The sequence below is a fragment of the Mesorhizobium delmotii genome (assembly GCF_900149755.1).
GTDB classification, from domain to species: Bacteria; Pseudomonadota; Alphaproteobacteria; order Rhizobiales; family Rhizobiaceae; genus Mesorhizobium; species Mesorhizobium delmotii.
In genome coordinates, this window is sequence record NZ_FUIG01000019.1 from 142,062 (window position 1) to 165,072 (window position 23,011).

At 62.6% G+C, this 23,011-nt stretch carries 22 protein-coding genes; 14 read left to right on the forward strand and 8 right to left on the reverse strand.

What is annotated here, in order from left to right; translation table 11 throughout:
• Window positions 1–58 precede the first annotated feature (58 nt).
• A complete protein-coding gene (locus BQ8482_RS11560; protein WP_123147732.1) occupies window positions 59–268 on the forward strand; it encodes a hypothetical protein in 210 nt (69 codons plus the stop codon).
• A 77-nt stretch (window positions 269–345) separates the two neighbouring features.
• Here the strand turns inward: BQ8482_RS11560 and repC are convergent, their stop codons facing one another.
• The 3 genes from repC to repA form a co-directional block, all read right to left on the reverse strand.
• Window positions 346–1,662, reverse strand: coding sequence for a plasmid replication protein RepC (gene repC / locus BQ8482_RS11565; protein WP_123147733.1), 1,317 nt, complete (start codon window positions 1,660–1,662; stop codon window positions 346–348).
• A gap of 162 nt (window positions 1,663–1,824) precedes the next feature.
• Window positions 1,825–2,820: a plasmid partitioning protein RepB gene (gene repB / locus BQ8482_RS11570; RefSeq protein ID WP_123147734.1), complete on the reverse strand. Its 996-nt coding sequence runs from the start codon at window positions 2,818–2,820 to the stop codon at window positions 1,825–1,827.
• Window positions 2,821–2,892: 72 nt separating this feature from the next.
• Window positions 2,893–4,080: a plasmid partitioning protein RepA gene (repA, locus tag BQ8482_RS11575; RefSeq protein WP_123147735.1), complete on the reverse strand. Its 1,188-nt coding sequence runs from the start codon at window positions 4,078–4,080 to the stop codon at window positions 2,893–2,895.
• Between the two features lie 384 nt (window positions 4,081–4,464).
• Between repA and traI the strand changes: the two genes are divergently transcribed.
• From traI to trbI, 12 genes are read left to right on the forward strand one after another with little or no spacing between them, the layout of a single operon-like run.
• Window positions 4,465–5,088 (forward strand): acyl-homoserine-lactone synthase, encoded by a 624-nt coding sequence (gene traI / locus BQ8482_RS11580; RefSeq protein ID WP_123147736.1) that lies wholly within the window; start codon window positions 4,465–4,467, stop codon window positions 5,086–5,088.
• 12 nt (window positions 5,089–5,100) lie between these two features.
• Entirely contained in the window at window positions 5,101–6,069 is a 969-nt protein-coding gene (trbB, locus tag BQ8482_RS11585) for a P-type conjugative transfer ATPase TrbB (protein WP_123147821.1), read from the forward strand.
• Window positions 6,059–6,433, forward strand: coding sequence for a TrbC/VirB2 family protein (locus BQ8482_RS11590; RefSeq protein ID WP_123147737.1), 375 nt, complete (start codon window positions 6,059–6,061; stop codon window positions 6,431–6,433). Before trbB ends, BQ8482_RS11590 begins: the two co-directional genes overlap by 11 nt.
• The gene (locus tag BQ8482_RS11595; protein ID WP_123147738.1) at window positions 6,426–6,725 is read left to right on the forward strand and encodes a conjugal transfer protein TrbD; all 300 of its coding nucleotides are present in this window, start codon (window positions 6,426–6,428) and stop codon (window positions 6,723–6,725) included. The genes BQ8482_RS11590 and BQ8482_RS11595 overlap by 8 nt, the downstream gene beginning before the upstream one ends.
• Window positions 6,726–6,734: 9 nt before the next feature.
• Window positions 6,735–9,191 (forward strand): conjugal transfer protein TrbE, encoded by a 2,457-nt coding sequence (locus tag BQ8482_RS11600; protein WP_123147739.1) that lies wholly within the window; start codon window positions 6,735–6,737, stop codon window positions 9,189–9,191.
• A complete protein-coding gene (trbJ, locus tag BQ8482_RS11605) occupies window positions 9,163–9,963 on the forward strand; it encodes a P-type conjugative transfer protein TrbJ (protein ID WP_123147740.1) in 801 nt (266 codons plus the stop codon). The genes BQ8482_RS11600 and trbJ overlap by 29 nt, the downstream gene beginning before the upstream one ends.
• Entirely contained in the window at window positions 9,960–10,142 is a 183-nt protein-coding gene (locus BQ8482_RS11610) for a DUF2749 domain-containing protein (protein ID WP_123147741.1), read from the forward strand. Before trbJ ends, BQ8482_RS11610 begins: the two co-directional genes overlap by 4 nt.
• A 14-nt stretch (window positions 10,143–10,156) precedes the next feature.
• A complete protein-coding gene (gene trbL / locus BQ8482_RS11615; RefSeq protein ID WP_123147742.1) occupies window positions 10,157–11,338 on the forward strand; it encodes a P-type conjugative transfer protein TrbL in 1,182 nt (393 codons plus the stop codon).
• 18 nt (window positions 11,339–11,356) lie between these two features.
• Window positions 11,357–12,019 (forward strand): conjugal transfer protein TrbF, encoded by a 663-nt coding sequence (locus BQ8482_RS11620; RefSeq protein ID WP_123147743.1) that lies wholly within the window; start codon window positions 11,357–11,359, stop codon window positions 12,017–12,019.
• Between the two features lie 17 nt (window positions 12,020–12,036).
• A complete protein-coding gene (gene trbG, locus BQ8482_RS11625) occupies window positions 12,037–12,876 on the forward strand; it encodes a P-type conjugative transfer protein TrbG (protein WP_123147822.1) in 840 nt (279 codons plus the stop codon).
• 3 nt (window positions 12,877–12,879) lie between these two features.
• Window positions 12,880–13,332 carry a conjugal transfer protein TrbH gene (gene trbH, locus BQ8482_RS11630; RefSeq protein WP_123147744.1) on the forward strand — a complete coding sequence of 151 codons (453 nt, stop codon included), beginning with the start codon at window positions 12,880–12,882 and terminating at the stop codon, window positions 13,330–13,332.
• 7 nt (window positions 13,333–13,339) lie between these two features.
• Window positions 13,340–14,638, forward strand: coding sequence for an IncP-type conjugal transfer protein TrbI (gene trbI / locus BQ8482_RS11635; RefSeq protein ID WP_123147745.1), 1,299 nt, complete (start codon window positions 13,340–13,342; stop codon window positions 14,636–14,638).
• Between the two features lie 48 nt (window positions 14,639–14,686).
• Here trbI and BQ8482_RS11640 read toward each other — a convergent pair whose 3' ends face one another.
• A complete protein-coding gene (locus BQ8482_RS11640; protein WP_123147746.1) occupies window positions 14,687–15,007 on the reverse strand; it encodes a transcriptional repressor TraM in 321 nt (106 codons plus the stop codon).
• A gap of 225 nt (window positions 15,008–15,232) precedes the next feature.
• Between BQ8482_RS11640 and BQ8482_RS11645 the strand changes: the two genes are divergently transcribed.
• On the forward strand, window positions 15,233–15,490 hold the full coding sequence (locus BQ8482_RS11645; protein ID WP_123147747.1) for a helix-turn-helix domain-containing protein: 258 nt from the start codon (window positions 15,233–15,235) through the stop codon (window positions 15,488–15,490).
• Between the two features lie 353 nt (window positions 15,491–15,843).
• Here the strand turns inward: BQ8482_RS11645 and BQ8482_RS11650 are convergent, their stop codons facing one another.
• The 4 genes from BQ8482_RS11650 to hglS form a co-directional block, all read right to left on the reverse strand.
• Window positions 15,844–16,545 carry an autoinducer binding domain-containing protein gene (locus tag BQ8482_RS11650; RefSeq protein WP_425294095.1) on the reverse strand — a complete coding sequence of 234 codons (702 nt, stop codon included), beginning with the start codon at window positions 16,543–16,545 and terminating at the stop codon, window positions 15,844–15,846.
• A 331-nt stretch (window positions 16,546–16,876) separates the two neighbouring features.
• Window positions 16,877–18,433, reverse strand: coding sequence for an L-piperidine-6-carboxylate dehydrogenase (gene amaB, locus BQ8482_RS11655; RefSeq protein WP_123147748.1), 1,557 nt, complete (start codon window positions 18,431–18,433; stop codon window positions 16,877–16,879).
• Window positions 18,434–18,470: 37 nt separating this feature from the next.
• Window positions 18,471–21,515: an FAD-binding and (Fe-S)-binding domain-containing protein gene (locus BQ8482_RS11660; RefSeq protein WP_244602756.1), complete on the reverse strand. Its 3,045-nt coding sequence runs from the start codon at window positions 21,513–21,515 to the stop codon at window positions 18,471–18,473.
• Window positions 21,515–22,948 (reverse strand): 2-oxoadipate dioxygenase/decarboxylase HglS, encoded by a 1,434-nt coding sequence (gene hglS, locus BQ8482_RS11665; RefSeq protein ID WP_280178819.1) that lies wholly within the window; start codon window positions 22,946–22,948, stop codon window positions 21,515–21,517. The genes BQ8482_RS11660 and hglS overlap by 1 nt, the downstream gene beginning before the upstream one ends.
• Window positions 22,949–23,011 lie beyond the last annotated feature (63 nt).

The following is a 23,011-nucleotide window of genomic DNA, read 5'->3' on the forward strand; positions in this document are numbered from 1 at the left end:
GCGCCCTGACCATAGCCGGGATCGCCCAAAGAAATCGTAAACGCCGGAGCGCCCTTTCGTGGAACCCAGGATCATCGACGGCCGAGACGATTTTGCGCAGTGGGCGATCGACCGGGCCAATGCGATCCTGACCGATCAGGGTTCGGACCTCGCCACCGCCGCCCGCAACGGGAACGAAGTCCAAATCGGCGAGACCGCAAAGGCGCTGGGCCAGGCGATCGTCGATGCCTTGCTCGAGGCATTCGACGGTCTCGCGGGCGACGAATGAGCGACCGTCTCGATCCCGCGAAATGGCCGCGCCAACGAGCACGATAACCGGACCCGGGCGTACAGATCCGACCGGCGTCATGATTTCGGCCTGCGCAGGCTCCTGAGAAGCGCTTCTGAGACCTCAAGCCGCCCTTTCCGCTTGTCGGCATCGTCCGGCGGCCCGCCACGGGCCTGGGCGGCCGTCTTTTCGGCGTCCAGTTTGGCGCGCAACAGCGCCATGACCATCGGCCAGGCCGAGAATTTTCCTTCGCGCGCCCGATCCGTCAGGCTGCGCAGATAGCCGCCGGCGTTGTTGATCTCGTCGGCGCGCTGATGGATCGCCGCCAGCGTGATCGCCGCCTGCCGCTCGCCCAGAACTTCGCAGGCCTCACGCCAGGCGCTCGGGCTGACCCCCAGCATCAGCCGGGCGACCTCCGCCGCCGCCAGAAAATCACGCCAATTGTGGATTTCGGCGTCCTTCGCCAGCTCGCGCCAGCTTGCGCAGGCGTCCAGCACGATCCCCAGGGGCAACTCCCGTTTTGGCAAGCTGTGCAGGTTGTCGATTTGCGCGGCGCTGCCGCCCGCTTCTTTCTCATTTCCTAAGCTGTTTTCAGATTCAGATATGGAGTTTGGGTTTGAATTCTGTATGTGGCGACCGGAATGGGACTCATTGGCGTCCGGATTCTGTGTTTTCGTGAAAGATTCCAGTGCGTCACGGATTTCAATCCAGAGCAGCTCAAGATCCTCGCAGATATCGTCGAGAAGCTGCCGTGGCGCGGTCCTGGGAAGCCGGCCGATTATCCCTTGATAGGTCCAGGTCATTTTGCCCCAATTGCCTGGAACGCCCTCCTCGATGCCGGCGTCGATCATCTTCACGATATCCCGGCGCAACAGCGTCAGGCGCTCCCTGGCAGCCTTGTAGGCGCGTTTTTCGACCTGAACCGTCTCAGCCAGTTCGGCAAACTCCTCGGCGCGCGCGACGATCGGCGACAGATCGAAGCCATAGGCCTGTTCGATCTGCCCGCCCCTGCCCTTGCGCGCGAAGCGCTTGCCGTTCGGGCTGTCCCGGCGGATGATCAGCCCGCAATCGACCAGGATGGTCAGATGACGCCTCAGCGTCGTCGGCGGCATGCCGTTGGCTCGGGCCATGAGCTGCTCGTTTGACGGCCAAACGACGAGCTCGCCTTCGGCCGAAAGCTCCATGTCCCGATGGAAGGACAAAAGCGCGTTGAGGATCGCCAGCGATCGATCCGTGGCGCCGATCAGATCCTTGGCTTCACGGATCGATTTGAAGACATGCCATTTCTGAACGCGTGCGCCTTCCGGCATGGCGTTCGCCACGGCCTGGCTTGCCATCATGGCGAGCGTCATCGGCCGCCGCCCAAAAGGCGTCGTTGTAATATGCGTCTGCATTTTTCTTCACCTATCGCTAGGCAAAAGAAGCCAGCGCGCCGAAAACGACGTCTTGACCCGTGCGGGACTCTTGACTGTGATTCGCGGAAGTGCGATTCTCTAGGTGCTCAATCTAGGAGAAGGGCTTCCGGAACTCGTTTCGGGGGCCTTTTTCTTTTGCGGTTACGGTTCCTCTCTCTGTTGCGTGGAATCCTGCCGAAAGGCCTCGTATAGGCGGTCGAGGTTCTCCGACAAATAGTCACCGAACGCACGCGCTTCGGAGCTCTTGGCCTTGATTTCCAAAGTGAAGCGCTTTGCGTCCGAGGTTATGTCAGCCGAAAGGGAGCCACCCGTCGGCGTCCAACTGCGTTTTTGCGGGGCGGACTGTATACGTTTCCTGGAGGCGGACAACTTGAGCCGCCGCACCAGAAGATCAAAGCGGCCATCGCTGGGAAGGGCGGCAAAGCCATCCTCCTTGATCACCTCGAAGGCGATGTCGTGGTTTGATGGCTTGTCCATGAGCAGCTTAAGTTCATACCAGCGGTCGCGGCCGATGCCCTTTGCTTCGCCGATGGCATCAAGAACCTGTGCGGGCAGGCTTGCCACCGACAGCATCTTCGACAGCGTTGTACGGTCGATCGAAAGCGCCTTGAGAATGGTCGCGTTGTCCTCGTCGTAACGGAGACGTGCGAGGTCGGCGGCAAAGAGCGCTCTTTCGATGAATGGCACGTTGGCCCGAGCCGAGTTCTCCTGACCGAGCGTGAGGACGTGTTCGCGGTCCTCCATCTCCTTGACGACAGCGCGGACTTTGCGCCCAAGGGCCTTGGCGGCCTCGAGACGCCGATGCCCAAACACCACCATGTAGCGGCCCACGGTATTTGGGTGCGGCCGAACCAGAATAGGGGAGTTTTGGCCGTTCTCGCGGACTGCCTCCACCAGCTCGTTGAACTCCCGTTCGTCGTTCGCCCGTCTGTCTCGCACGAACGAGACGTCGATCGTGTCAGGCTCCAACTCGACGATGGTCTCGCCGGCAGCGAGCTTGTCGGCGCGCGCCGCCATGTCGTCCAACGTACTAAGGATCGACCGAGACGCGCCCTTCGCAGCGTATTCGACTACGGAGCGCTCGGCAGGCCTGTCGTTGTCGTCCAGTATGTTGGCGAAGGGGTTCTTACGAGCCATCGCTCAGCCTCATGATCTCTGCTATGCGCTTGAAAACACCGCGCTTTTGGCCCGTATTGACGGCAGTCAACATCACAGACGCCCCCAAGCTCGATGGAGCAGGCCCTGTATCTCGAAATTCGCCGCGTCCAAGGCTTCGATAGCCCGGTCGTAGGTGTCGCGATTGAAGTTGGCGCGCTCGACCTCGTACAGAGTCTGCTTGGTTAGTCCGGCATCGGAAATCGCCGTCGACTTCACCATCGGGTTCTTCAGAATCTCCTCGGCCAGGATAGACTGCATGAATCCCAGCATCTGAGTCTGGGGCACATCAGACGGCTCGTATCGGGTGATCAGGTAGCGGAGCCAGTCGATCTTTACCGGCGCTCCCTTCTCCCGGATGGATCTGACGAAGTTGCCCAACATGAGGAGGAACTGACTCATCGACATCAGATCGAGCATCTGGGGGTGAACCGTGACGAGGACCGAGGTGGAGGCGGTCAACGCGGTCAATGTAAGGAATCCGAGCTGCGGCGGGCAGTCGACGATTACGACGTCGAAGCGATCATCCACCTCCTCCAGCGATCGACCGAGTCGGCTGTAGAACCTCTTGCCCTCATTCGAGGTCTGCATCGAAAGGGGAGTGTCGAACTCGTATTCCTGCAATTCGAGGTTGGCTGGAATGATCTCGAGTAGAGGGAAGTTCGTGGGCAGTATCACGTCCGCGATCGGCTGTCGCTTCTCGTCATATCGGATTGCGTCGTATAGCGATGGATTCCCGTCTAGTTCCGGCTGGAAGCCATGTAATGCCGAAAGGGACGCTTGCGGGTCGAGGTCGATCGCCAAGACCCTGTGCCCGGTCAACGCAAGATGCTGCGCCAGGTGCGCGGCGGTCGTGGTCTTTCCAGAGCCACCTTTGAAATTGACTACGGCAATGACTTGGAGCTTCTCGCCCGGCTTGCGGAAGGGGACATATTTTTTGGCGTCGGATCGGCCGTACTTATCGAGGTAGTGCCGCAGTTCGATCATCTGCTCGGCAGTGTAAAAGCGCCGCCCACCAGCAGCGATGAGTGGCTCCGGCCCCTTTCCCTCCAGGTGGAGCCGCTTCAGGTTGTTCGGGCTGATGCCGAGGTAGTGCGCGACCTCAGCCATCGGAAATCGCCGAAGCGTCTTCTTTGCATTGGGCGGAAACTTCTCGAGCCGCAGCTGGTCAAGCTTGCGGGAGATCTCGGCGCCTTGCGTCAGGATCTTCTCATCAAATTCGAAAGGTGGAAGCGCACTCATTCTGACCGGCCCCGCGAGAAAATAGCGCCAGACTGCGGTTATCTGGCCAATTTGGCGCCAGTATGTCCGATTCTCCCCTCGTGGCAAGGATAATAGAGTTAACGAGTAGTTAACGCGAGCTCGCCGGATTGCATTTGTCGAAACCACTTTATCGCATGTTATCAGATGGTTAGACGACCCGATCGCGCCGCGTTCGGCCAGCTACCGCTAATAAATCTATTAGGGGCTGAACCCCCATTTTTGTGCCGGCAGAGGGCTCTATCCCCGTCATGGGGGCCGACTCACCCCTGATCGCATCGAATGGCACTCATAATTTCACTAGTCGCTGGTTGCCGCGCAATCGTGCCCTCTGTCTCCGAACCCACTCGAATCGGAGCGACACTGATGCGGGCACTGGCCATTCCTCCTGACGCATATGATGACTTCGCTGGTTTTCTCGATGCGATGCACCGGCTGCGGGCTCGCATCTTCAAGGGACGGCTGGGATGGAGCGTGGTCACACGGGACGGACGAGAAACCGATGAATTCGATGCTCTGAAGCCAACATACATCCTCGCTATATCGTCGGCCTCCACCGTTGTTGGCTGCGCAAGGCTCCTGCCTGCGAACGGACCGAACATGATCGAGGCTTTGTTTCCCGACCTCGTGCAGTCCGGTGCGTTGAAGCCGCATCCTGCGATGATCGAGAGCTCGCGCTTCTGCGTCGACACCTCGCTCGATGAGGGGAGGGCAGGGGGCTCGCTCCACGACGCGACGCTCACCATGTTCGCCGCCATCATCGAATGGTCGATGGCCAACGGATATCGCGAGATCGCCACCGGGACGGACCTTCGCATCGAGCGCATCCTCAATAGAGCCGGTTGGCCGATGAGGCGGATAGGGGAGCCGCGGAGGATCGGCGAGACAACCGCCATTGTGGGGATGCTGCCGGCAGATCGCGCGAGCTTGGAGCGGGTGCGCCCGCGGTCATATCGCTCCGTCCTCTGCCCGAAGCTGCGGGCCGCCTGAGCGAGGATGGCCATGCCCCAGCTTCGCTCTCATCCACGCCTGATCCGCAAGCTGCAGGAAGCGCTCGGTGATCAGCTCTGCGTCGCCCTCGATGATGCGACCGTCGTCGAGATCATGCTCAATCCCGATGGCCGGCTTTTCATCGAACGGCTGGGCCATGGTGTTGCACCGGCCGGAGAGATGAGCGCCGCAACCGCCGAGGTCGTCATCGGCAGCGTGGCCCATGCGCTCCATTCTGAGGCAGACGATGATCGGCCGATCGTCTCGGGCGAGCTGCCGATCGGCGGGCACAGATTCGAGGGACTTCTGCCTCCCGTCGTCGCGGCGCCGACCTTCACCATTCGCCGGCGGGCCTCGAGGCTCATTCCACTCGACGATTATGTCGCGGCGAAGATCATGACCGAGCACCAGGCCTCCCTGATCCGCAACGCGATCGCTGCGCGGATGAACATCGTCATCTCCGGCGGCACGGGCTCGGGCAAGACAACGCTTGCCAATGCGGTCATCGCCGAGATCGTCGAGACGGCTCCGGAGGATCGCATGGTGATCCTCGAGGACACTGCCGAGATCCAGTGCACGGCAGAAAATGCTGTCGCGTTGCACACGAGCGACGCCATCGACATGGGCCGCCTTCTAAAAACCACGATGCGGCTGCGTCCGGATCGGATCATCGTCGGCGAGGTCCGCGACGGCGCCGCCCTGACATTGCTCAAGGCCTGGAACACGGGGCACCCGGGCGGCGTGACGACAATCCATTCCAATACGGCGGAATCTGCGCTCAGGCGGCTCGAGCAACTGACGGCCGAGGCAAGCCAGCAGCCGATGCGCGAGGTGATCGGCGAGGCGGTCGACCTGATCGTCTCGATCGAGCGAACGCCCAGGGGCCGCGTGGTTCGCGATGTTCTGCATGTCGAGAGCTTTGTGAATGGTCATTACCGCACTGAATCCTATTCGCCGAAGGAGGAACGCCATGTCGCATGAACGGATGTGGAGGTTGGCGCTCGCGACATTCGCGCTGGCGCTTGTCCATGCCGAGCCCACCCTGGCATCGAGTGGCGGCGGCGGCTTGCCGTGGGAAGGCCCCTTGCAGCAGATCCAGCAATCGATCACCGGTCCGGTCGCCGGCTTCATCGCGCTCGCCGCGGTCGCAATCGCCGGCGGCATGCTGATCTTCGGCGGCGAGCTGAACGATTTCGCGCGGCGGCTGATGTATGTCGTGCTCGTCGCCGGCATCCTGCTCGGCGCGACCCAGATCGTTGCGCTGTTCGGTGCGAGCGGCGCCTCGATCGGCGACGTCGCGTCCTCTCGGGGGCTCGAACCGGCAGGGGAGGGCGGCCATGCCTGAACCGGGCTCCGCTCTCGATCGTTCGCGCATCCACCGGGCGCTATCGCGGCCGAACCTGCTGCTTGGAGCCGACCGCGAGCTCGTGCTCGTGACCGGCCTTGCGGCCGTCATCCTGATCTTCGTCGTTCTGACACCCTATTCGGCGCTGTTCGGGATTGCGGTCTGGATCGTCGTCGTGGCGGCGCTGCGGATGATGGCCAAGGCCGACCCGATGATGCGCCGCGTCTATGCGCGGCATGTCGGCTACCGGCCGCATTATCGGCCGACCTCGACGCCCTGGCGCCACTTCTGAGGACCGTCCATGGTCGCGCTACGCTCCTTCCGTCATTCCGGCCCGTCCTTCTCGGATCTGGTGCCCTATGCCGCGCTCGTCGCAAATGGCGTGATCCTGCTCAAGGACGGCTCGTTGATGGCGGGTTGGTACTTCGCGGGGCCGGATTCGGAGAGCTCGACCGATGCCGAGCGCAACGAGGTCTCCCGCCAGATAAACGCGATCCTGTCGCGTCTCGGCTCAGGCTGGATGATCCAGGTCGAGGCGGTGCGGGTCGCGACCTCGGACTATCCAGCGCGCGAGGAATGCCATTTTCCCGATCCGGTGACGCGCGCCATCGACGACGAGCGTCGTGCGCATTTTGAGGAGGGGAGAGGACATTTCGAGAGCCGCCATGCGCTGATCCTGACCTGGCGGCCGCCGGAAAGACGGCGCTCTGGCCTTGCCCGGTATGTCTATTCCGACAGCGAAAGCCGCACGGCGCGCTATGCCGACACGGTGCTGGAAAACTTCCAGACCTCGATCCGCGAGGTCGAGCAGTATCTCGGAAACGTGCTTTCGATCCGCCGCATGGTGACGCGCTCGGTTGAGGAGCGGGGCGGCTTCCAGACCGCCCGCTATGACGAACTCTTCCAGTTCATCCGCTTCTCAATCACCGGCGAGAACCATCCGGTGCGCCTGCCCGAAATCCCGATGTATCTCGACTGGCTGGCGACCGCCGAGTTCAACCATGGCCTCACGCCCATGGTTGATAGCCGCTACCTCGCCGTAATCGGCATCGACGGCTTTCCGGCCGAGAGCTGGCCGGGCATCCTCAATTCCCTCGACCTGATGCCGCTCACCTATCGGTGGTCATCGCGCTTCATCTTTCTCGACGATCAGGAGGCGCGGGCCCGGCTCGAGCGCACGCGCAAGAAATGGCAGCAGAAGGTCAGGCCCTTCTTCGACCAGCTGTTCCAGACGCAGTCGCGCTCGGTCGACCAGGACGCGATGGCGATGGTCGCCGAGACCGAGGATGCGATTGCCCAGGCTTCCTCGCAGCTCGTCGCCTATGGCTACTACACGCCGGTCATCGTGCTGTTGGAGGACAACGAGACCAGATTGCGGGAGAAGGCCGAGGCGGTCCGCCGCCTCGTCCAGGCCGAAGGCTTCGGCGCCCGGATCGAGACCATCAACGCGACAGAGGCCTTTCTCGGCAGCCTGCCGGGGAACTGGTACGCGAACATTCGCGAGCCGCTGATCAACACGCGCAACCTCGCCGACCTGATCCCACTCAATTCCGTGTGGTCGGGCGCGCCGACTGCGCCATGCCCGTTCTACCCGCCTGCCTCGCCACCGCTCATGCTGGTCGCCAGCGGCTCGACGCCGTTTCGCCTTAACCTGCATGTCGACGATGTCGGCCACACGCTGATCTTCGGGCCGACGGGTTCGGGCAAGTCGACGCTGCTGGCGCTGATCGCCGCGCAGTTCCGGCGCTATGCCCGGGCGCAGATCTTCGCCTTCGACAAGGGCCGCTCCATCCTGCCGGTCACGTTGGCGGCCGGCGGCGATCACTACGAGATCGGAGAGAGTGACGGCGAAGGCACCCCGGCACTCGCCTTTTGCCCGCTCGCCAAGCTCGGCTCTGATGGCGACCGGGCGTGGGCTTCGGAATGGATCGAGACGCTGGTGGCGCTGCAGGGCGTGACGATTACGCCCGATCACCGCAATGCGATCTCGCGGCAAGTCGCACTGCTCGCCGCATCGAACGGTCGCTCGCTTTCGGATTTCGTGTCCGGCGTGCAGATGCGCGAGATCAAGGAGGCGCTGCATCACTACACGGTCGATGGTCCGATGGGGCAGCTGCTCGATGCGGAAAGCGACGGGCTTTCGTTGCGCTCCTTCCAGACCTTCGAAATCGAGCAGCTGATGAATCTGGGCGAGCGCAGCCTTGTCCCGGTGCTCACCTATCTCTTCCGTCGGATCGAGAAGCGACTGACCGGGGCGCCCAGTCTGATCATCCTCGATGAGGCGTGGCTGATGCTCGGCCACCCGACCTTCCGAGACAAGATCCGCGAGTGGCTGAAGGTGCTGCGCAAGGCCAATTGCGCGGTGATCCTCGCGACGCAGTCTATCTCCGATGCCGAGCGCTCCGGCATCATCGACGTGCTCAAGGAATCCTGCCCGACCAAGATCTGCCTGCCGAACGGGGCGGCGCGGGAGCCGGGCACGCGCGAGTTCTACGAGCGGATCGGCTTCAACGAGCGCCAGATCGAGATCGTCGCAACCGCACTGCCCAAGCGCGAATATTACGTCGCTTCGCCGGAAGGACGGCGGCTCTTCGACATGGCGCTCGGACCCGTCGCGCTCTCCTTCGCCGGCGCCTCAGGCAAGGAGGACCTGAAGCAAATTCAGGCGCTGAAGGCCGAGCATGGCGACGCCTGGCCCGTGCACTGGCTTCAACAGAGAGGAATAGGCGATGCCGAAACACTCCTTCACAACGGCTAGGCTTACCGCTGCCGTGGCGGCACTAGCGATTATGACGCACGTCTCACCGGCCCTCTCAGGGGCGGCCACCGGCGCCGCGACCGAATGGACCCAGCTCCTCAACAACAGCGAGTTGGTCAGCCTAGTCGGCCAATCGACCGAGCAGATCAACAACCAGGTCACGCAGATCACGCAGCTGTCCGAGCAGATCCAGAACCAGCTGAGGATCTACGAGAACATGCTGCAGAACACCGCGCAGCTGCCGAGCCACATCTGGGGTCAGGTCGAAAACGATCTCAATCGGCTGCGCAGCCTGGCCGCGCAGGGGCAGGGGATCGCCTTTTCCATGAGCAATGCCGACGAGGTGCTGAAGCAGCGTTTCCAGAGCTATGCCGACTTCAAGACCAGCCTTCCCGACGGAGCGAGCTTCTCGTCGACGTACCAGAACTGGTCGACGACAAACCGCGACACGATCGCCGGCACGCTGAAAGCCGCCGGCCTCACTGCCGAGCAGTTCTCGTCGGAAGAATCGACCATGGACTCGCTTCGCTTGATGTCGGAATCGGCCGATGGGCAGATGAAGGCGCTGCAGGTCGGCCACGAGATTGCCGCGCAGCAGGTGGCGCAGATGCAGAAGTTGCGCGGCCTGGTTTCGCAGCAGACCACTATGATGGGCACCTGGCTCCAGTCCGAACAGGCGGACAAGGATCTTGCCCAGGCGCGGCGCGAGCAGTTCTTCGGAACTGGCCGCTACTCGACCAGCGGTGGCGCAGTGATGGAGCCGATCCGGTGACGCGGGTGGTGATCATCGGCGCGGTGTGCATCCTTGCCACCACAGTCATCGTCGTCGCCGTGGTGATGTCGCGCGAGAACCAGGATTCTGCCCAACAGGGCCGCACGCGGGAGTTCTTCGACACCCGCACATACGACACCAGCGGTGGCGAAACGATGCGGCCAGAGTGGAAGAAGTAGGGCAGGGCGGGTCAATGCAGAATTGTACGATCAGAATCACACTTCTGGCTGCCCTTGGGATCTCGGCCTTCGCGATGCCCGCGATCGCCCAGACCGCCGACGGCCAGTTGCTGACCACGCTACAGAGCCAGGTGGCGACGGCAGCGCAAGGCTGGGAAGCCACCGTAATGCAGGCGGCGCGCTCGCTGTTCTGGATCCTTGCAGGTATCGAGATCGGCATCGCTGCCGTCTGGCTGGCGATCCAGGCCGCGTCGCTCGATACATGGTTTGCCGAGCTCGTCCGCAGGATCATGTTCGTCGGCTTTTTCGTCTTCGTGCTCGAGCAGGGACCGGACTTCGCCAAGGCGGTCGTCAACAGCCTGTTCGAGATCGGCGCCGGTGGCGGCACCGCCTCGCCGGCCAATATCTTCAATGCCGGCCTGCAGGTCGCCTCACTTATGTCCGAGAAGGTGCAGTTCGGACTGTTCGAGGACAATGCTTTGGCGATCGCCGCCGTCTTCGCCATGGTGATCGTGGTGATCTCGTTTAGCCTGGTGGCGGCGATTTTCGTCGCGGTGATGGTCGAGATGTATGTCGGCCTGCTCGCCGGCATGATCATGCTCGGCCTCGGCGGGTCGTCCTTCACCAAGGATTTCGCGGTCCGCTATCTCGTCTACGCCTTCTCGGTCGGCATGAAACTCATGGCGCTGGTCATGATCGCAAGGATCGGCTCCGAAGTCCTGCTCGGTCTCGTGAATATGCCCGCTGGATCGGACCAGTTCGTGTCGACCTTGGCGATCGGCGGCATCTCGGTCGTGGTGTTTATCATCGCGATGTACGTACCCCCGATCGTCCAGGGCGTGGTGCAGGGCGCCTCGATATCCGGCGGCATGGAGGCGATCCGGCATGGCGGCCAGGCAGCGAGTTTTGCCGCCGGCGGCGCTTTCCTCGGCGCCAGCGCGGCAGTGTCCGGCGCATCGGCCGCGCGAAACGCCAGGGCCGGTGGTTCCTCGATGGCCGGAGCGGCGTTGCGCGGCATGGCGTCCGGCATCGGCAATGCCGGCTGGGCCGCCGGCTCGGCGGCGAAGGAGAAGGCAATCGCCGCACCCGGCGCCTATGCCGGATCGTTGCTCGGGCTGGCCAATGCCAAGCTCGACCAGACGCGGCAGAAGACGCGGGCGCCGGTTCCATCTAGACCTCCGATCCAGGACCAGTAAGCGAAGACGCGTTTCAGCATGGCCGCCAGCACCCCGCCCGAAAACCCCTACATTGCCGCACGCCAGGAATGGAACGAGCGCTACGGCTCCTATGTGAAGGCCGCGGCCGCGTGGCGTCTCGTCGGCATCACCGGGATGCTGATGGCGGTGATCGGCTTCAGCTACGCGCTCTACCAGAGCACCGAGGTCAAGCTCGTTCCCTATATCGTCGAGGTCGATCGTCTCGGCACGGCGGTAACGACCGGCTTTCCGCAGCAGATCGAATATGCCGATCCGCGGGTGGTGCGGGCGACGCTCGGAAGCTTCGTATCGACCTTTCGCAGCGTGACGCCGGACGCCGTGGTGCAAAAACAATATATCGACCGCACCTACGCGCTGCTGCGCACCTCCGACCCCGCGACCGAGAAGGTCAACGCCTGGTTCCGTGGCAACTCGCCCTTCGAGAAGGCGAAGACGGCGACCGTCGCCGTCGAGGTCAACAATGTCGTCCCGCTCTCCAACCAGAGCTACCAGCTCGACTGGACCGAATACGAGCGCGACCGGAAGGGCAAGGAAACCGCGGTGCGGCGCTTCCGCGGCATCGCCACCGTGACACTGACCCCGCCGCAGGACGAGGGCGTCATCCGCCTCAATCCGATCGGACTCTATCTGCGGGATTTTGAATGGACCGCCCAGCTTTGAAAGGCCCGCTGAACGCAATGACAAGAGAAGGAACGATCATAACCGCGACGGCGCTCATGCTCTTGGCGCTCGTGACGGCGGGCCTCATCGCGTCACCCGGCGCGCAGGCGCAAACGACCAGCGCCAATGAGGCCAAGGGGATGGATATTTCCGGCCAGTGGCGCGGGTCGCGGGGACTGGTGACGAAAGGACCGGACGGAAAGGTGATTTTTCTTTATGGCGAGATCCAACCCTCCGTCGTGTGCTCGCCCTTGCAGGTCTGCGATATCGAGTTGCAGGCGGGTGAGGTCGTGCGCGATGTGCTCGTTGGCGACACCGTACGCTGGAAGGTAGAGCCGGCAACCTCAGGCGCCGTCGGCGGCCAGGCGATCCACCTGATCGTCAAGCCGGCGGAACCAGGGCTGGTCACCTCGATGGTGGTGACGACGTCGCGGCGCACCTACCACATGCAGCTCAAGTCGCATGACAGCCACTACATGGCCCGGGTCGGTTTCGAATATCCGGAGGACGTGTCGGCGCGGCTTGCCGATATCAATGCCAGGCTGGAAGTGAGCACGATTCCTGGCGCCGGCGTGCCGGCGGAGCAGCTGAATTTCCAGTACAGCGTCAGCGGCAATGCGCGCTGGCGGCCGACGCGGGTCTATTCGGACGGTGAGAAGACCTACATCCAGTTTCCGCGTTCGATGTCTGGCCAGGACGCACCGGTCCTCTTCGTCGTGTCGGGCGGCGAGAACCGCATCGTCAACTACCGGATGAAGGCCAACATGATGGTGGTCGACTATCACGTCGATCGCGCCGTTCTCGTCTCCGGCGTCGGCTGGCACAAGGAGAAGATCAGCATCAGGCGGGGAGGATAGGCGATGGGTGCTGGCCTCCTCGTCCCGCGATTGCTCGCAATGACCTTCCTCGCCGAGCTGCTGGCCGGCTGCCAGACCACCGGAACGGACGGGCTCGTTGCCAGTTCCGCGCCGCCGGAGATCTCCGGCCCGGCCGCCAGCGCCATTGCCGGCGACATGGTAAGCCGGCTTGCCGAACATGTCGGACCGGGCACCGGAACCATCCTGCTCAAGCCTGACGGCTCGCCCTTCGGCGGCGCGCTCGAGGCATCGCTCAAGGCCTGGGGCTATGCCGTCGTCAGCGACCAGAAGACCGATGGCGACAAGCCGATCCCGCTCGCCTATGTCATCGACAGTCATGACGGGCAGGTGCTGGCCCGCCTGTCGACCGGTTCGCTTGATCTCGGCCGCGCCTACACCGCGACCTCGACCGACGCGACGCCGGCGAGCCCGCTGTCGGTCATGCAACGCGGGTGAGGGAGGTATGGTCCAATCCCTCAAACTTGGCGGTGCGGGCGAGGCGGCCGAGCCGAAAATCCGGCGGCTCAACCGCCTGCCGGTGGTGATCGCGATCAGCCTCGTCATCGCCTTTCTCGCCGTAATCATCTATGGACTGACATCGCGCGGTCTCTATTTCTCGGGCGAGCCGGAGATCGACCGCGCGGGCGGCGCCCCGGCTTCGCCCTATGCCGACCAGCTCAAGCGCGGCGTCTCCGACGGCATCATCGGCGAACCCGCGGCAGCGCCCGTGTTCCAGCCGGTGCCACCTGAGCGCACGCAACCTCCGGTTCAGGTCGCTCCAGGACCCCCGGACGCTGCCTGGTCGGAACGTCCCGCAACCGAGCTGGAGCCGGAGGCCGTGTGGCGCGCGCGCCTCGAGCGCGAAGCCGAGGAGCAGTATCTGCGCGAGCGCTATCGCCAGCGCATGGCGCGCCTGCAGGCCCACGACGCCGCCTATGACTCGCCGATCGCCGTCGACGTGGACAAGTTGCGGACCGCCACGGACTCGGCGCCCGGGGCAACGCCGGCCGGCGCAACAACCGCGCGCAGCGGCTCGGCGGCCGATCTCTATGGCGCGGCACTGCAGGCCGGGCTGAATGGCGAAAATCTCGATCCGAACAGGCAGCGCACCAAGGAGGACTTCTTCAATGCCGACCTCAAGGAACTCGGCTATCTCCCCAACCAGGTCGTGCCGCAGCAATCCCTATACGAGCTGAAGCGTGGCTCAGTGATCCCGGCCACACTCATCACCGGCATCAACTCCGATCTTCCGGGACGCATCACAGCGCAGGTAAGCCAGAACGTCTACGACAGCGCGACCGGTCACCGCCTGCTGATCCCGCAAGGCGCCAAGCTGTTCGGGCGTTACGACAGCAAGGTTTCGTTCGGCCAGTCGCGCGTGCTCGTCGTCTGGACGGACATCATCTTCCCGAACGGATCGACCTTGCAGGTCGGCGGTATGGCGGGAACGGACGCCGAGGGCTATGGCGGCTTCAACGACAAGGTCAACAACCATTACCTGAAAACGTTCGGCTCGGCGGTGCTGCTCGCCATCATCGGCACGGGGATGGACATGGCGCTTCCGGAAAGCTCGACGCTTGCCACGCAGGACACGGCGTCCGATGCGGCGCGGCGGAATTTTGCCGAGACGTTCGGCCGGGTTGCCGAGCGCACCATTAACAAAAATCTCGACGTCCAGCCGACGCTGGAAATCCGTCCCGGCTACAAGTTCAACGTCCTCGTCGACCAGGACATCGTCTTTCCGGGCACCTATCGAGACTGAGGCTCGGATTAAAGTGCTGAGGGCGCTCACCTGAGCGGCGCCTTGGCGTCAGTCGGCAGGCACCAACGGGATGTGACCGAGTACATCGAGCAAGGTCGAAACGACCATCTGCTGCGCGTGCATGTCGATCATAGCAGCGACGTAGGCGATGCGCGCGGGTCCCGCCGTCCCGCCGACGGAAACGGGAGGCGCCTTGCGCGATTCCTCGTACCTGGCTTCGGCAGTGTCGCGAAGGCGCCGGTGTGTCCTGATTGCCTCAACTGTGATCTGTTCAAGATCCCGCTTCGGGAGGCTTTCGGTTAGACCGACAATCGGCCTAAGCGTAACTTTATGCTTTAGCTGCACGGTCGAATTTGAATCCGCAACCATCCCAAACTCTTCGAAAGCGGTTCAAAAATGTCGAGCCCCTGCCCTGAGCGCCCATTACCCATCGACGAGCAGGTTCCTCCACGTTTACACCCATTGCTCATTTACGTACTATCCTGCTCCCATTGGCCAACCTGGTGCATGCATGATGACGCCGATTTCTCAAACGAGTCTCCTGTAGAGAATACTCCGTGGTGAAATACTCGACAAGAGGCTGCTCTCTCGTGCATGGAAATACGAGAGGTGTTTGCGCTCAACCTGAAGGCTCTTCGGCAGGCCAAAGGCATGTCGCAGGAGGAGTTGGCGCACCTTGCGGATATCGATCGCACCTATATCAGCTCGCTGGAGCGGAGCATCTACAACGCAAGCATTGACGTTGTAGACCGCCTGGCGAACGCGCTCGAGGTGGAAGCCGCCGATCTGCTCAAAAAGCCCGCCGCAGGTCGCAAGGCACGATTGGCGAAAAAGATGGCGCTTGGCCAATAGAGAGAGTGATAAACTCAAAGTATGTAAATCACGATCATTCTGCCCACGGATGTGCTGATCGGCCGAGCTTCGCCCGCCTGCGTTGGGAGAAGGGCTGACCCAGGAAGAGGTCGAAGCGCGTTCCGGTTCAGTCAACGGGCACCTCAGTAGCCCAGCAACCAAGAGCGAGGTCGGAGGAACAATCCAACGGTGATGTCCATGAGCTGGCCCAGGCGCTCGGCGTCAGTCTGGTCATGCGCACTGATCAAGCGCCCCGCTAATCGACCATGTCAGTTGTCAGAAATCGTTAAGGCTCTGATCGCGTGGAAACGCGCTGTTTCACTGTGGTCGAACATCAGAACTTCAGCGAGTGCTTAGATGAGCTTGAGCTTCGTTGCGAGGTGCGTTGCCTGCGCGAGGCTTCCAGCGTCGAGGGTCTTGCGCGCATTGTTCAGGTGGAAGTTCACCGTGGCGAAGGACATGCCCTCGATCGCCGCGATTGCTCTCATCGATTTGCCTTCAGCCGACCATTTCAGGCAAAGAGCCTGCCTGGCGGTGAGCTCGACCTGAGCGTTCGCCGTCGGCTCGGCTTCCTGTTGTTCGAGCTTCGCGTGGAGGAGTGCAACTGCTGTCACAGCCGCAAGCTGGTCGATGTCTCGCTCCAGTGACAGCGACGGCTTGTGCGATGCGACGGTCAGCATGGACATGTGACCAAATGCTGTCCGGATTGGGATCGTGATGCCCGACCGAATGCCGAAGTCGCCCGCCTCAGCGTAGAAGGCGCGAACTCGGGACGATAGCTTTCTCGGGCTTTCGGGCGCCCAGGTGAATGCCTCCATTCTAGTCCGCGCGGTCTTGACGACTGTATCAATATCCTTGTAGTCGCGATCAAAATAACGCTGTTGCCACTCGTTCGCGTAGTTCGATACCGCGTAGCTCCGCACTGGCTGGATGTTCAGGTAGGCGTAGCAATCGAAGCCGAGCTCATGGACCGCATCGGTTAGCGCCTCCTTCAACATCGCCTCTGTTCTCGCCAGTGACGAGATGTCGGACAACTTCTGGAACCAGGTTCTCAACATTCGAACCTCCCTATTCGGCCTCCTCCGCTTTCTACTGCTGTTGTTTTCCGCCGGACCGCTGAAACCCGGGATGTGCCAAGCAGATTTGCGGATCACCTCCTCTGAAAGATCACCCACGCGACTGCCTCGCCATCAAGCCCTCGGAAATTCCGCCCTGCCGGTGGGGAGGACACCGGCAGGGCGCACCGCTCGAAAGTCGCGGCCGTGTTGCGACCGGACAGCGGCGGCAGCTTGTGATCTTGCGTAGCAAACCCATTCCATTGAGTTCCGATCAGAACCCATCACGAAGAATTGCGGCGGAACCGCCACCTCTACCGACCCCTCGCATTCACGCGATGTCGAACTTGACGCCCTGGGCGAGTGGCAGGCTTCGGCCGTAATTGATGGTGTTGGTGGCACGTCGCATATAGGCCTTCCAGGCATCCGAGCCAGATTCGCGCCCGCCGCCGGTTTCCTTTTCGCCGCCAAAGGCCCCGCCGATCTCGGCGCCGGAGGGCCCGATGTTCACATTGGCGATGCCGCAATCAGAGCCGCGGGCAGATAGGAACGTCTCTGCCTCGCGCAGATCGTTGGTGAAGATGGACGACGACAGACCTTGCGGCACGGCGTTGTGCAGCCGCAGCGCCTCATCGAAATTGCTGTAGCGGATGACATAGAGGATCGGGGCGAAGGTCTCCTTTTCGACCGTACCGGTCTGCTCGGCGACCTCGACCAGCGCAGGGCTGACATAATAGGCGTCCTTGCCGAAGCCGGCATCGATCCGCTCGCCGCCGAAGATCTTGCCGCCAGCCGCCTTAGCGTCGGAAAGCGCCGCCTGCTGCGCGTCGAAGGCTGCCTTGTCTATCAACGGGCCAATGAGGTTGCCGGGCTCGAGCGGATTGCCGACCGATACGGAGTCATAGGCCTTTTTCAGCCGCGCAATGAAGCTCTCATAAACGCTGTCGTGCACGAACAGGCGTCGCAGCGACGTGCAACGCTGCCCTGCGGTGCCCATCGCGGCGAAGGCGACACCTCGCAGGGTCAGGTCGAGATCCGCCGTCGCGGTAACGATTGCCGCGTTGTTTCCGCCAAGCTCCAGGATCGCCCGCCCGAACCGTGCCGCAACTCTGGGGCCGACCGCGCGGCCCATTGCCGTCGATCCGGTGGCAGAAATCAGAGGCACTTTCGGATGGTCAACGAGCACCTCGCCAATGTCACGGGCGCCGATGAGAACGCTCGACAGTCCCTCCGGGATGCTCCCGCCTTTCTGCCGGAAGCGCTTGACCGCACGGTTGAACAGGGCCTGAGCCGCCAGCGCGGTTAGCGATGTCTTCTCCGAGGGCTTCCAGACGATGGAATTGCCGCAGACCAGCGCGAGCGCTGCGTTCCACGACCAGACGGCGACAGGGAAGTTGAAAGCAGAGATGATGCCGGTAACACCAAGCGGATGCCAGGTCTCCATCATGCGGTGCTCATTGCGCTCGGTCGCGATTGTCAGGCCATAAAGCTGACGCGACAGGCCGACGGCAAAGTCGCAGATGTCGATCATCTCCTGCACCTCGCCCAACCCCTCGGATGGGATCTTGCCCACTTCGATCGAGACAAGACGTCCTAGGTCGTCCTTGGCCGACCTAAGCTCCTCGCCGAGCAGGCGGATCAGTTCTCCCCGCTTCGGTGCCGGCACCAGTCGCCACTCGAGAAAGGCCGAATGTGCGTTTTCAATGGCTGCTTCGGCGGCTGCGGCATCGACGGTCTTCAGTCGGGCGAGCGTCTCACCCGAGATTGGAGATTTCACAACAAGCTCGCCCCCCTTGAGGGCGGTGCCATCGACGCCGCAGCGTCCGAGGATCGCGGCGACCTCGTCGGCGAGCGACGGATGGCTGATCTTGGTGGCGTGGGAAGTCATGGTTTTTCCTCCGTGTGTTAGGGATCTGGCGTCGCCATCACTGCGGCGACAGGTGGACGATCTGCGATCCGATCTCGTAAAAGCGTAGCGGATCGAGCAAAGCGCGGCGGGTAGCTCTGCTCCGGGCCAAGTGCTCGACGAGGGCTTCGGCCGGGTGGCGCGGTCTGAATCCGGCAAAACGCTTCGTTTGGCACCGGCAGGAGAAGCCCGTGGCAAGAACGTGACTCTTGTCCCTGCACGCAATTCGCGCTGCCCAACTCATTGTAAAGAGTTGTTTCGACAGCGCAGCGTGCTCCCGTTCATGGCCGAACAGGCCCGCCATTCCGCAACAGCCTGCAGAGGGCGTTTCGATGCGAAGGCCGAAGGTCGCGAAGATCCGCTTCCACTGCTCCGCGGCGCGTGGATTGGCCGTCTTTTCCGTGCAGTGTAGAAAAAGCGCGTGGGATGGGCGGTCGGATCGCAGCTCCCAGGCGCCGATCTTGCCGGCCTCGATTTCTGTCGAGAGGAACGATTCGAGAGAGCGTACAAGTGTACGGCGATCGCCTCCGTCGGACGCGGCCGTTCGGTACTCGACCTCGTGCATCAGCACGGTGACAGGTTCAATGCCGATGACGTGCAGGCCCGTGGCGAGCAGGCGGTCGTGGTAGGCTTTCGCCGAACTCGCGACCTGGGAGAAACGGTCGAGCATTCCGAGAACGTGCAGAGGTTTGCCGTTCGGCAGCGCCGCGATTAGATGAACGTCGTAGCCCAGCGCCGTCAGGAGATCGCGCGCGGCATGGACGGCATCGCCATCGAAAGCCCCCGTAAACGTGTCCTCGACGACAAGCACGGTCCGTCGCTTCACGTTGGCAGGAAGACGCGACCACGCGCGGAGGTAGGCATCGGAAGGGCTTATCGCGCCGCGCGATGGCCGCAGCGCCGGCAGGTCAACGAGGCCGACCACATGCTCTGTGAGCCGAAGGAAGGAGGAGGCGCGAAGCACGGGGTTGGCGAGCCATGAAACGCGGCGCGCGGTTGGAAGGGCCGCTTCCATGCGCGCGACAAGATGGTCGCGCAGGCGGCGGCGGTGACGACGGTGATACGTATCGAGGAACTGCGCCTTCATTGCCGGAATGTCGACTTTGATCGGGCACTGGCTCGAACAGGCCTTGCATGACAGGCAGGTCATAAGAGAGGCGTGGAGTTCGTCCTCGATGGCGGGCAAGGCGGCTGGCACCTCACCTTCTTCCGCTTCGCTGCGCAACCTGGCCCACTCGCGCAGCAGCGCCGCCCGCCCCTTCGGCGATTGCTTGCGATCACGCGTCGCCTTGTAGGAGGGACACATCGGATCGTCCGCATCCCAGTTGAAGCAGGCGCCGTTGCCGTTGCAGGCAAGCGCCCGCTCGAAGCGGCGGGCATGCCCGGGCGCGATCGCCCGGTCGAATGCGCCGCGCAGGGGCACTTCATCGATGCGATCGACGTGACCGTGCCCGTTCGGCGCTGCAAGTTTGCCCGGATTGAGAATGTTCTGCGGATCGAACACTGCCTTGATTCGGCAGAGCTCCTCATAAAGCTCCGGGCCAAAAAAGAAGGGCGAGTATTCGCCACGAAACCCGCGGCCATGCTCGCCCCACAGCAAGCCGCCATATTTCTTCGTCAGTGCGGCAACCGCATCAGAAACAGGGCGAATGAGAGCAGCGTCGGCCGGGTCCTTCATGTCGAGCGCCGGTCGCACATGCAAACATCCGACGTCTGCATGTCCGAACATGCCGTAGATGAGGCCATGGCCGTCGAGGATCGCGCGAAACTCGGCGACGAAGTCAGCGAGCTTCTCCGGCGGCACGGCCGTATCCTCAATGAACGCGGTTCCCTGCCGATTGCCGCCCAACCGTCCGAGCAGGCCGACGCATTTTTCGCGCAACGACCACAGTTGGGCAATGAGCGTGGGATCGCGGACCACGGTCCAATCGAGGCCGATTTCCGGATGGTCCGCGAGAAGGATCAAAATACGGTCAAGGCTCGCCTGCAGTTCGTCCGCGCTGCCGGCGACGAATTCGACGACGTTGAGGCCGCACACAGGCGCAGCGCTTGCGCCCCCCAGAACACCCTCGATTTCGTTCCAGATGATATCTTCCCTGGCGAGAGAGAGTACTTTGTCGTCGAGGATTTCGATCGCTGCCGGATCGGCGGCGAGTAGCCGCCGGACGTCGACCAGCGCGGTCTGGAAGGAGGCATAGCGAATGGCGACCATCGCACGGCATGCTGGAAGCCGGCACACGCGCAGGGTCAGCCGCTTGGTGATGGCAAGCGTGCCTTCGGACCCGGCGAGAAGATACTGAAGCCGAAACCTGCCATTCTCGTCCAGCACGTTCTTCAGGTTGTAGCCGGTGAGGCCGCGGTTCATTGTGGGAAAGGTTTCGCGAATTTCGTCGCGCCGCGCGGTTACAACGCGATGCACTTCCCGGTGTATGCGTCCCACAAGTGAATCCTGCCCGGCCACGGCGGCAAAGGCGGCCGGCTCCAGCGTCTCGACCGAGAGCGTCTCGCCATTGGCGAGGACGACATCCATCGCTTCTATGTAATCGGAGGTCTTGCCGTAGATCCGCGATCCTTTCCCAGAGGCGTCGGTTGCGGCCATGCCGCCGAGAGTGGCGCGCGAAGCGGTCGAAACGGTTGGCGGGAAGAACAGGCCGTGCGGCTTGAGGAAGGCGTTGAGCTGGTCGAGAACGACGCCCGGTTCGACCGTGACGGTGCCGGCATCGACGTCAAGAGCGCCGATCCGGTTCATGTACCGCGAGGCATCGATGACCACGCCGGAGGTCAGCGATTGCCCGTTGGTGCCGGTTCCTCCTCCGCGCGCGCAGAGCGGTATTCGCCCGTAGGCGCCCGAAGCGGCAAGTGCGACGATCCGATCGAGGTCGTTCTCCTTACGCGGATAAAGGACTGCGAGGGGGATGACCTGATAGATACTGTTGTCGGTTGCGAAGACGGTTCGGGTGGCGAGATCGCGCGCAATGTCGCCTCGGTAGCCGGAGCGCTCCAATGCCTCCAGGAACCGCGAGACATCGGCTGTTTCGGCCGGTCTGATCCGCCACGCTTCCATCACGGCCTTTTGCCTGCCGCCTTGCTCAGCTGCGCCAATGCACCATCGATCGAGTCCTGTTGCGCCTTCGCGTAGAGGTCGAACTCGTTGGCGACCTTCGCCCCCAACGCATCCTCGAAGGCTTGGCGGTTGGAGCATTCGGCATAGTTCTGCTGCTCGTCCGTGCCGAGATTTGACTGGAAGATGCCCGCGGCGCTGACTGGCAGGAAATCCTCATAGATGATGGGATCGAAGCGCAGGTGACCGTGGGCGGCAAGCTGATCGAGTGAAGGCACGACCTTCTCCCGCGCCATGGCAGCTAGACCTTCCGGCGTCGGTGAATAGCGGAAATAGGCAAGTCCCTGGTCGCGCAGTTCGCTCCAGCTGTCGGGGAAGTCCATGAAACGTTCCGCGAGTTCTCGTTGGTAATCTTCGGCATAAGCGCCAGCCACGCCGATCTGAACGTCGCGGCGGACCGAGGACAGCAGCTCGTCGTAGAGAGTGCGGCCCTTGGGGGTAAGCGCCACGCCGCGCTGCTCGATCTCGCCGAAGCGGGCGGTGTGGGTGCCTTCAACGGAGCCGCCGTTTTCGGCCATGAACACGATCCGCTCCTCGAGTGCCTTGAAGCTGGTCTGGCGAAGCAGGACCGGGCAGCTGCGACGCGGCGGGCCTTCGATGACGGCTTTGGGGGTAATGCCACGTTTTGGCATGCCGACTTGCACGGCGTCGATGTCCAGCGTGCGCGGCGTCAGATGATTGATGTGGGGCCCGCGGAAGCTCACCACGTCGGCGACCAACCGGTGTGAATCGTGCAACTTATTGTAGGTCGCAACCGGAACGGTTGCGTCGCTATGCCAGCGGAAGGTCTCCAGAACCTCGCGCACGAATTCCTCGGCTTCGGCTTGGTCAAGGCCCCCTTCGGCCTCGAAGACGTCCACAAGCTCATGCACTCGGGGCGTGAATATCTCCCGTTCCGATAGGATACGGGTTGCTTCCGCGCGGAGCGCTTCGTCCTCGATCAGCTCGAGGCGAAGAAGCGATGTGAAGACGCGGAACGGATTGCGACGCAGCGCCTCGTCTTTGACGGGGCGGAAAGCTGTGGAATGCACCGGCACACCCGCGACCGATAGGTCGTAATAGCCAACCGGATGCATGCCGAGCACTGCGAAGACGCGGCGGATGTTAAATAGCTCGTCCGGGGTGCCGAGACGAATGGCGCCGTGACGTTCGACCCCGAGCCGGTCCAGCTCGCCGTTGCGGCGCAGTGTCTGCTCCAGTACCGGATCGTTTGCCAGCGTCCCTGCGTTAACCTCGGCTACGAGATCGAGGAGAGTGCCGTACTGCGGCACCTCTGCGCGATACATATTCGACATGGCGGTCGAGAAGAGCGACCTGGTCTCGTCGGGATGAACCTTCGGCGAACGGACGTCGCGGGGATTTACTTGAACATTCACGTCAATCGAATCCTTCGTTTGGGGATGGAAGCACGCGCCTACCCCGTTTCGGCTTCTTCGACG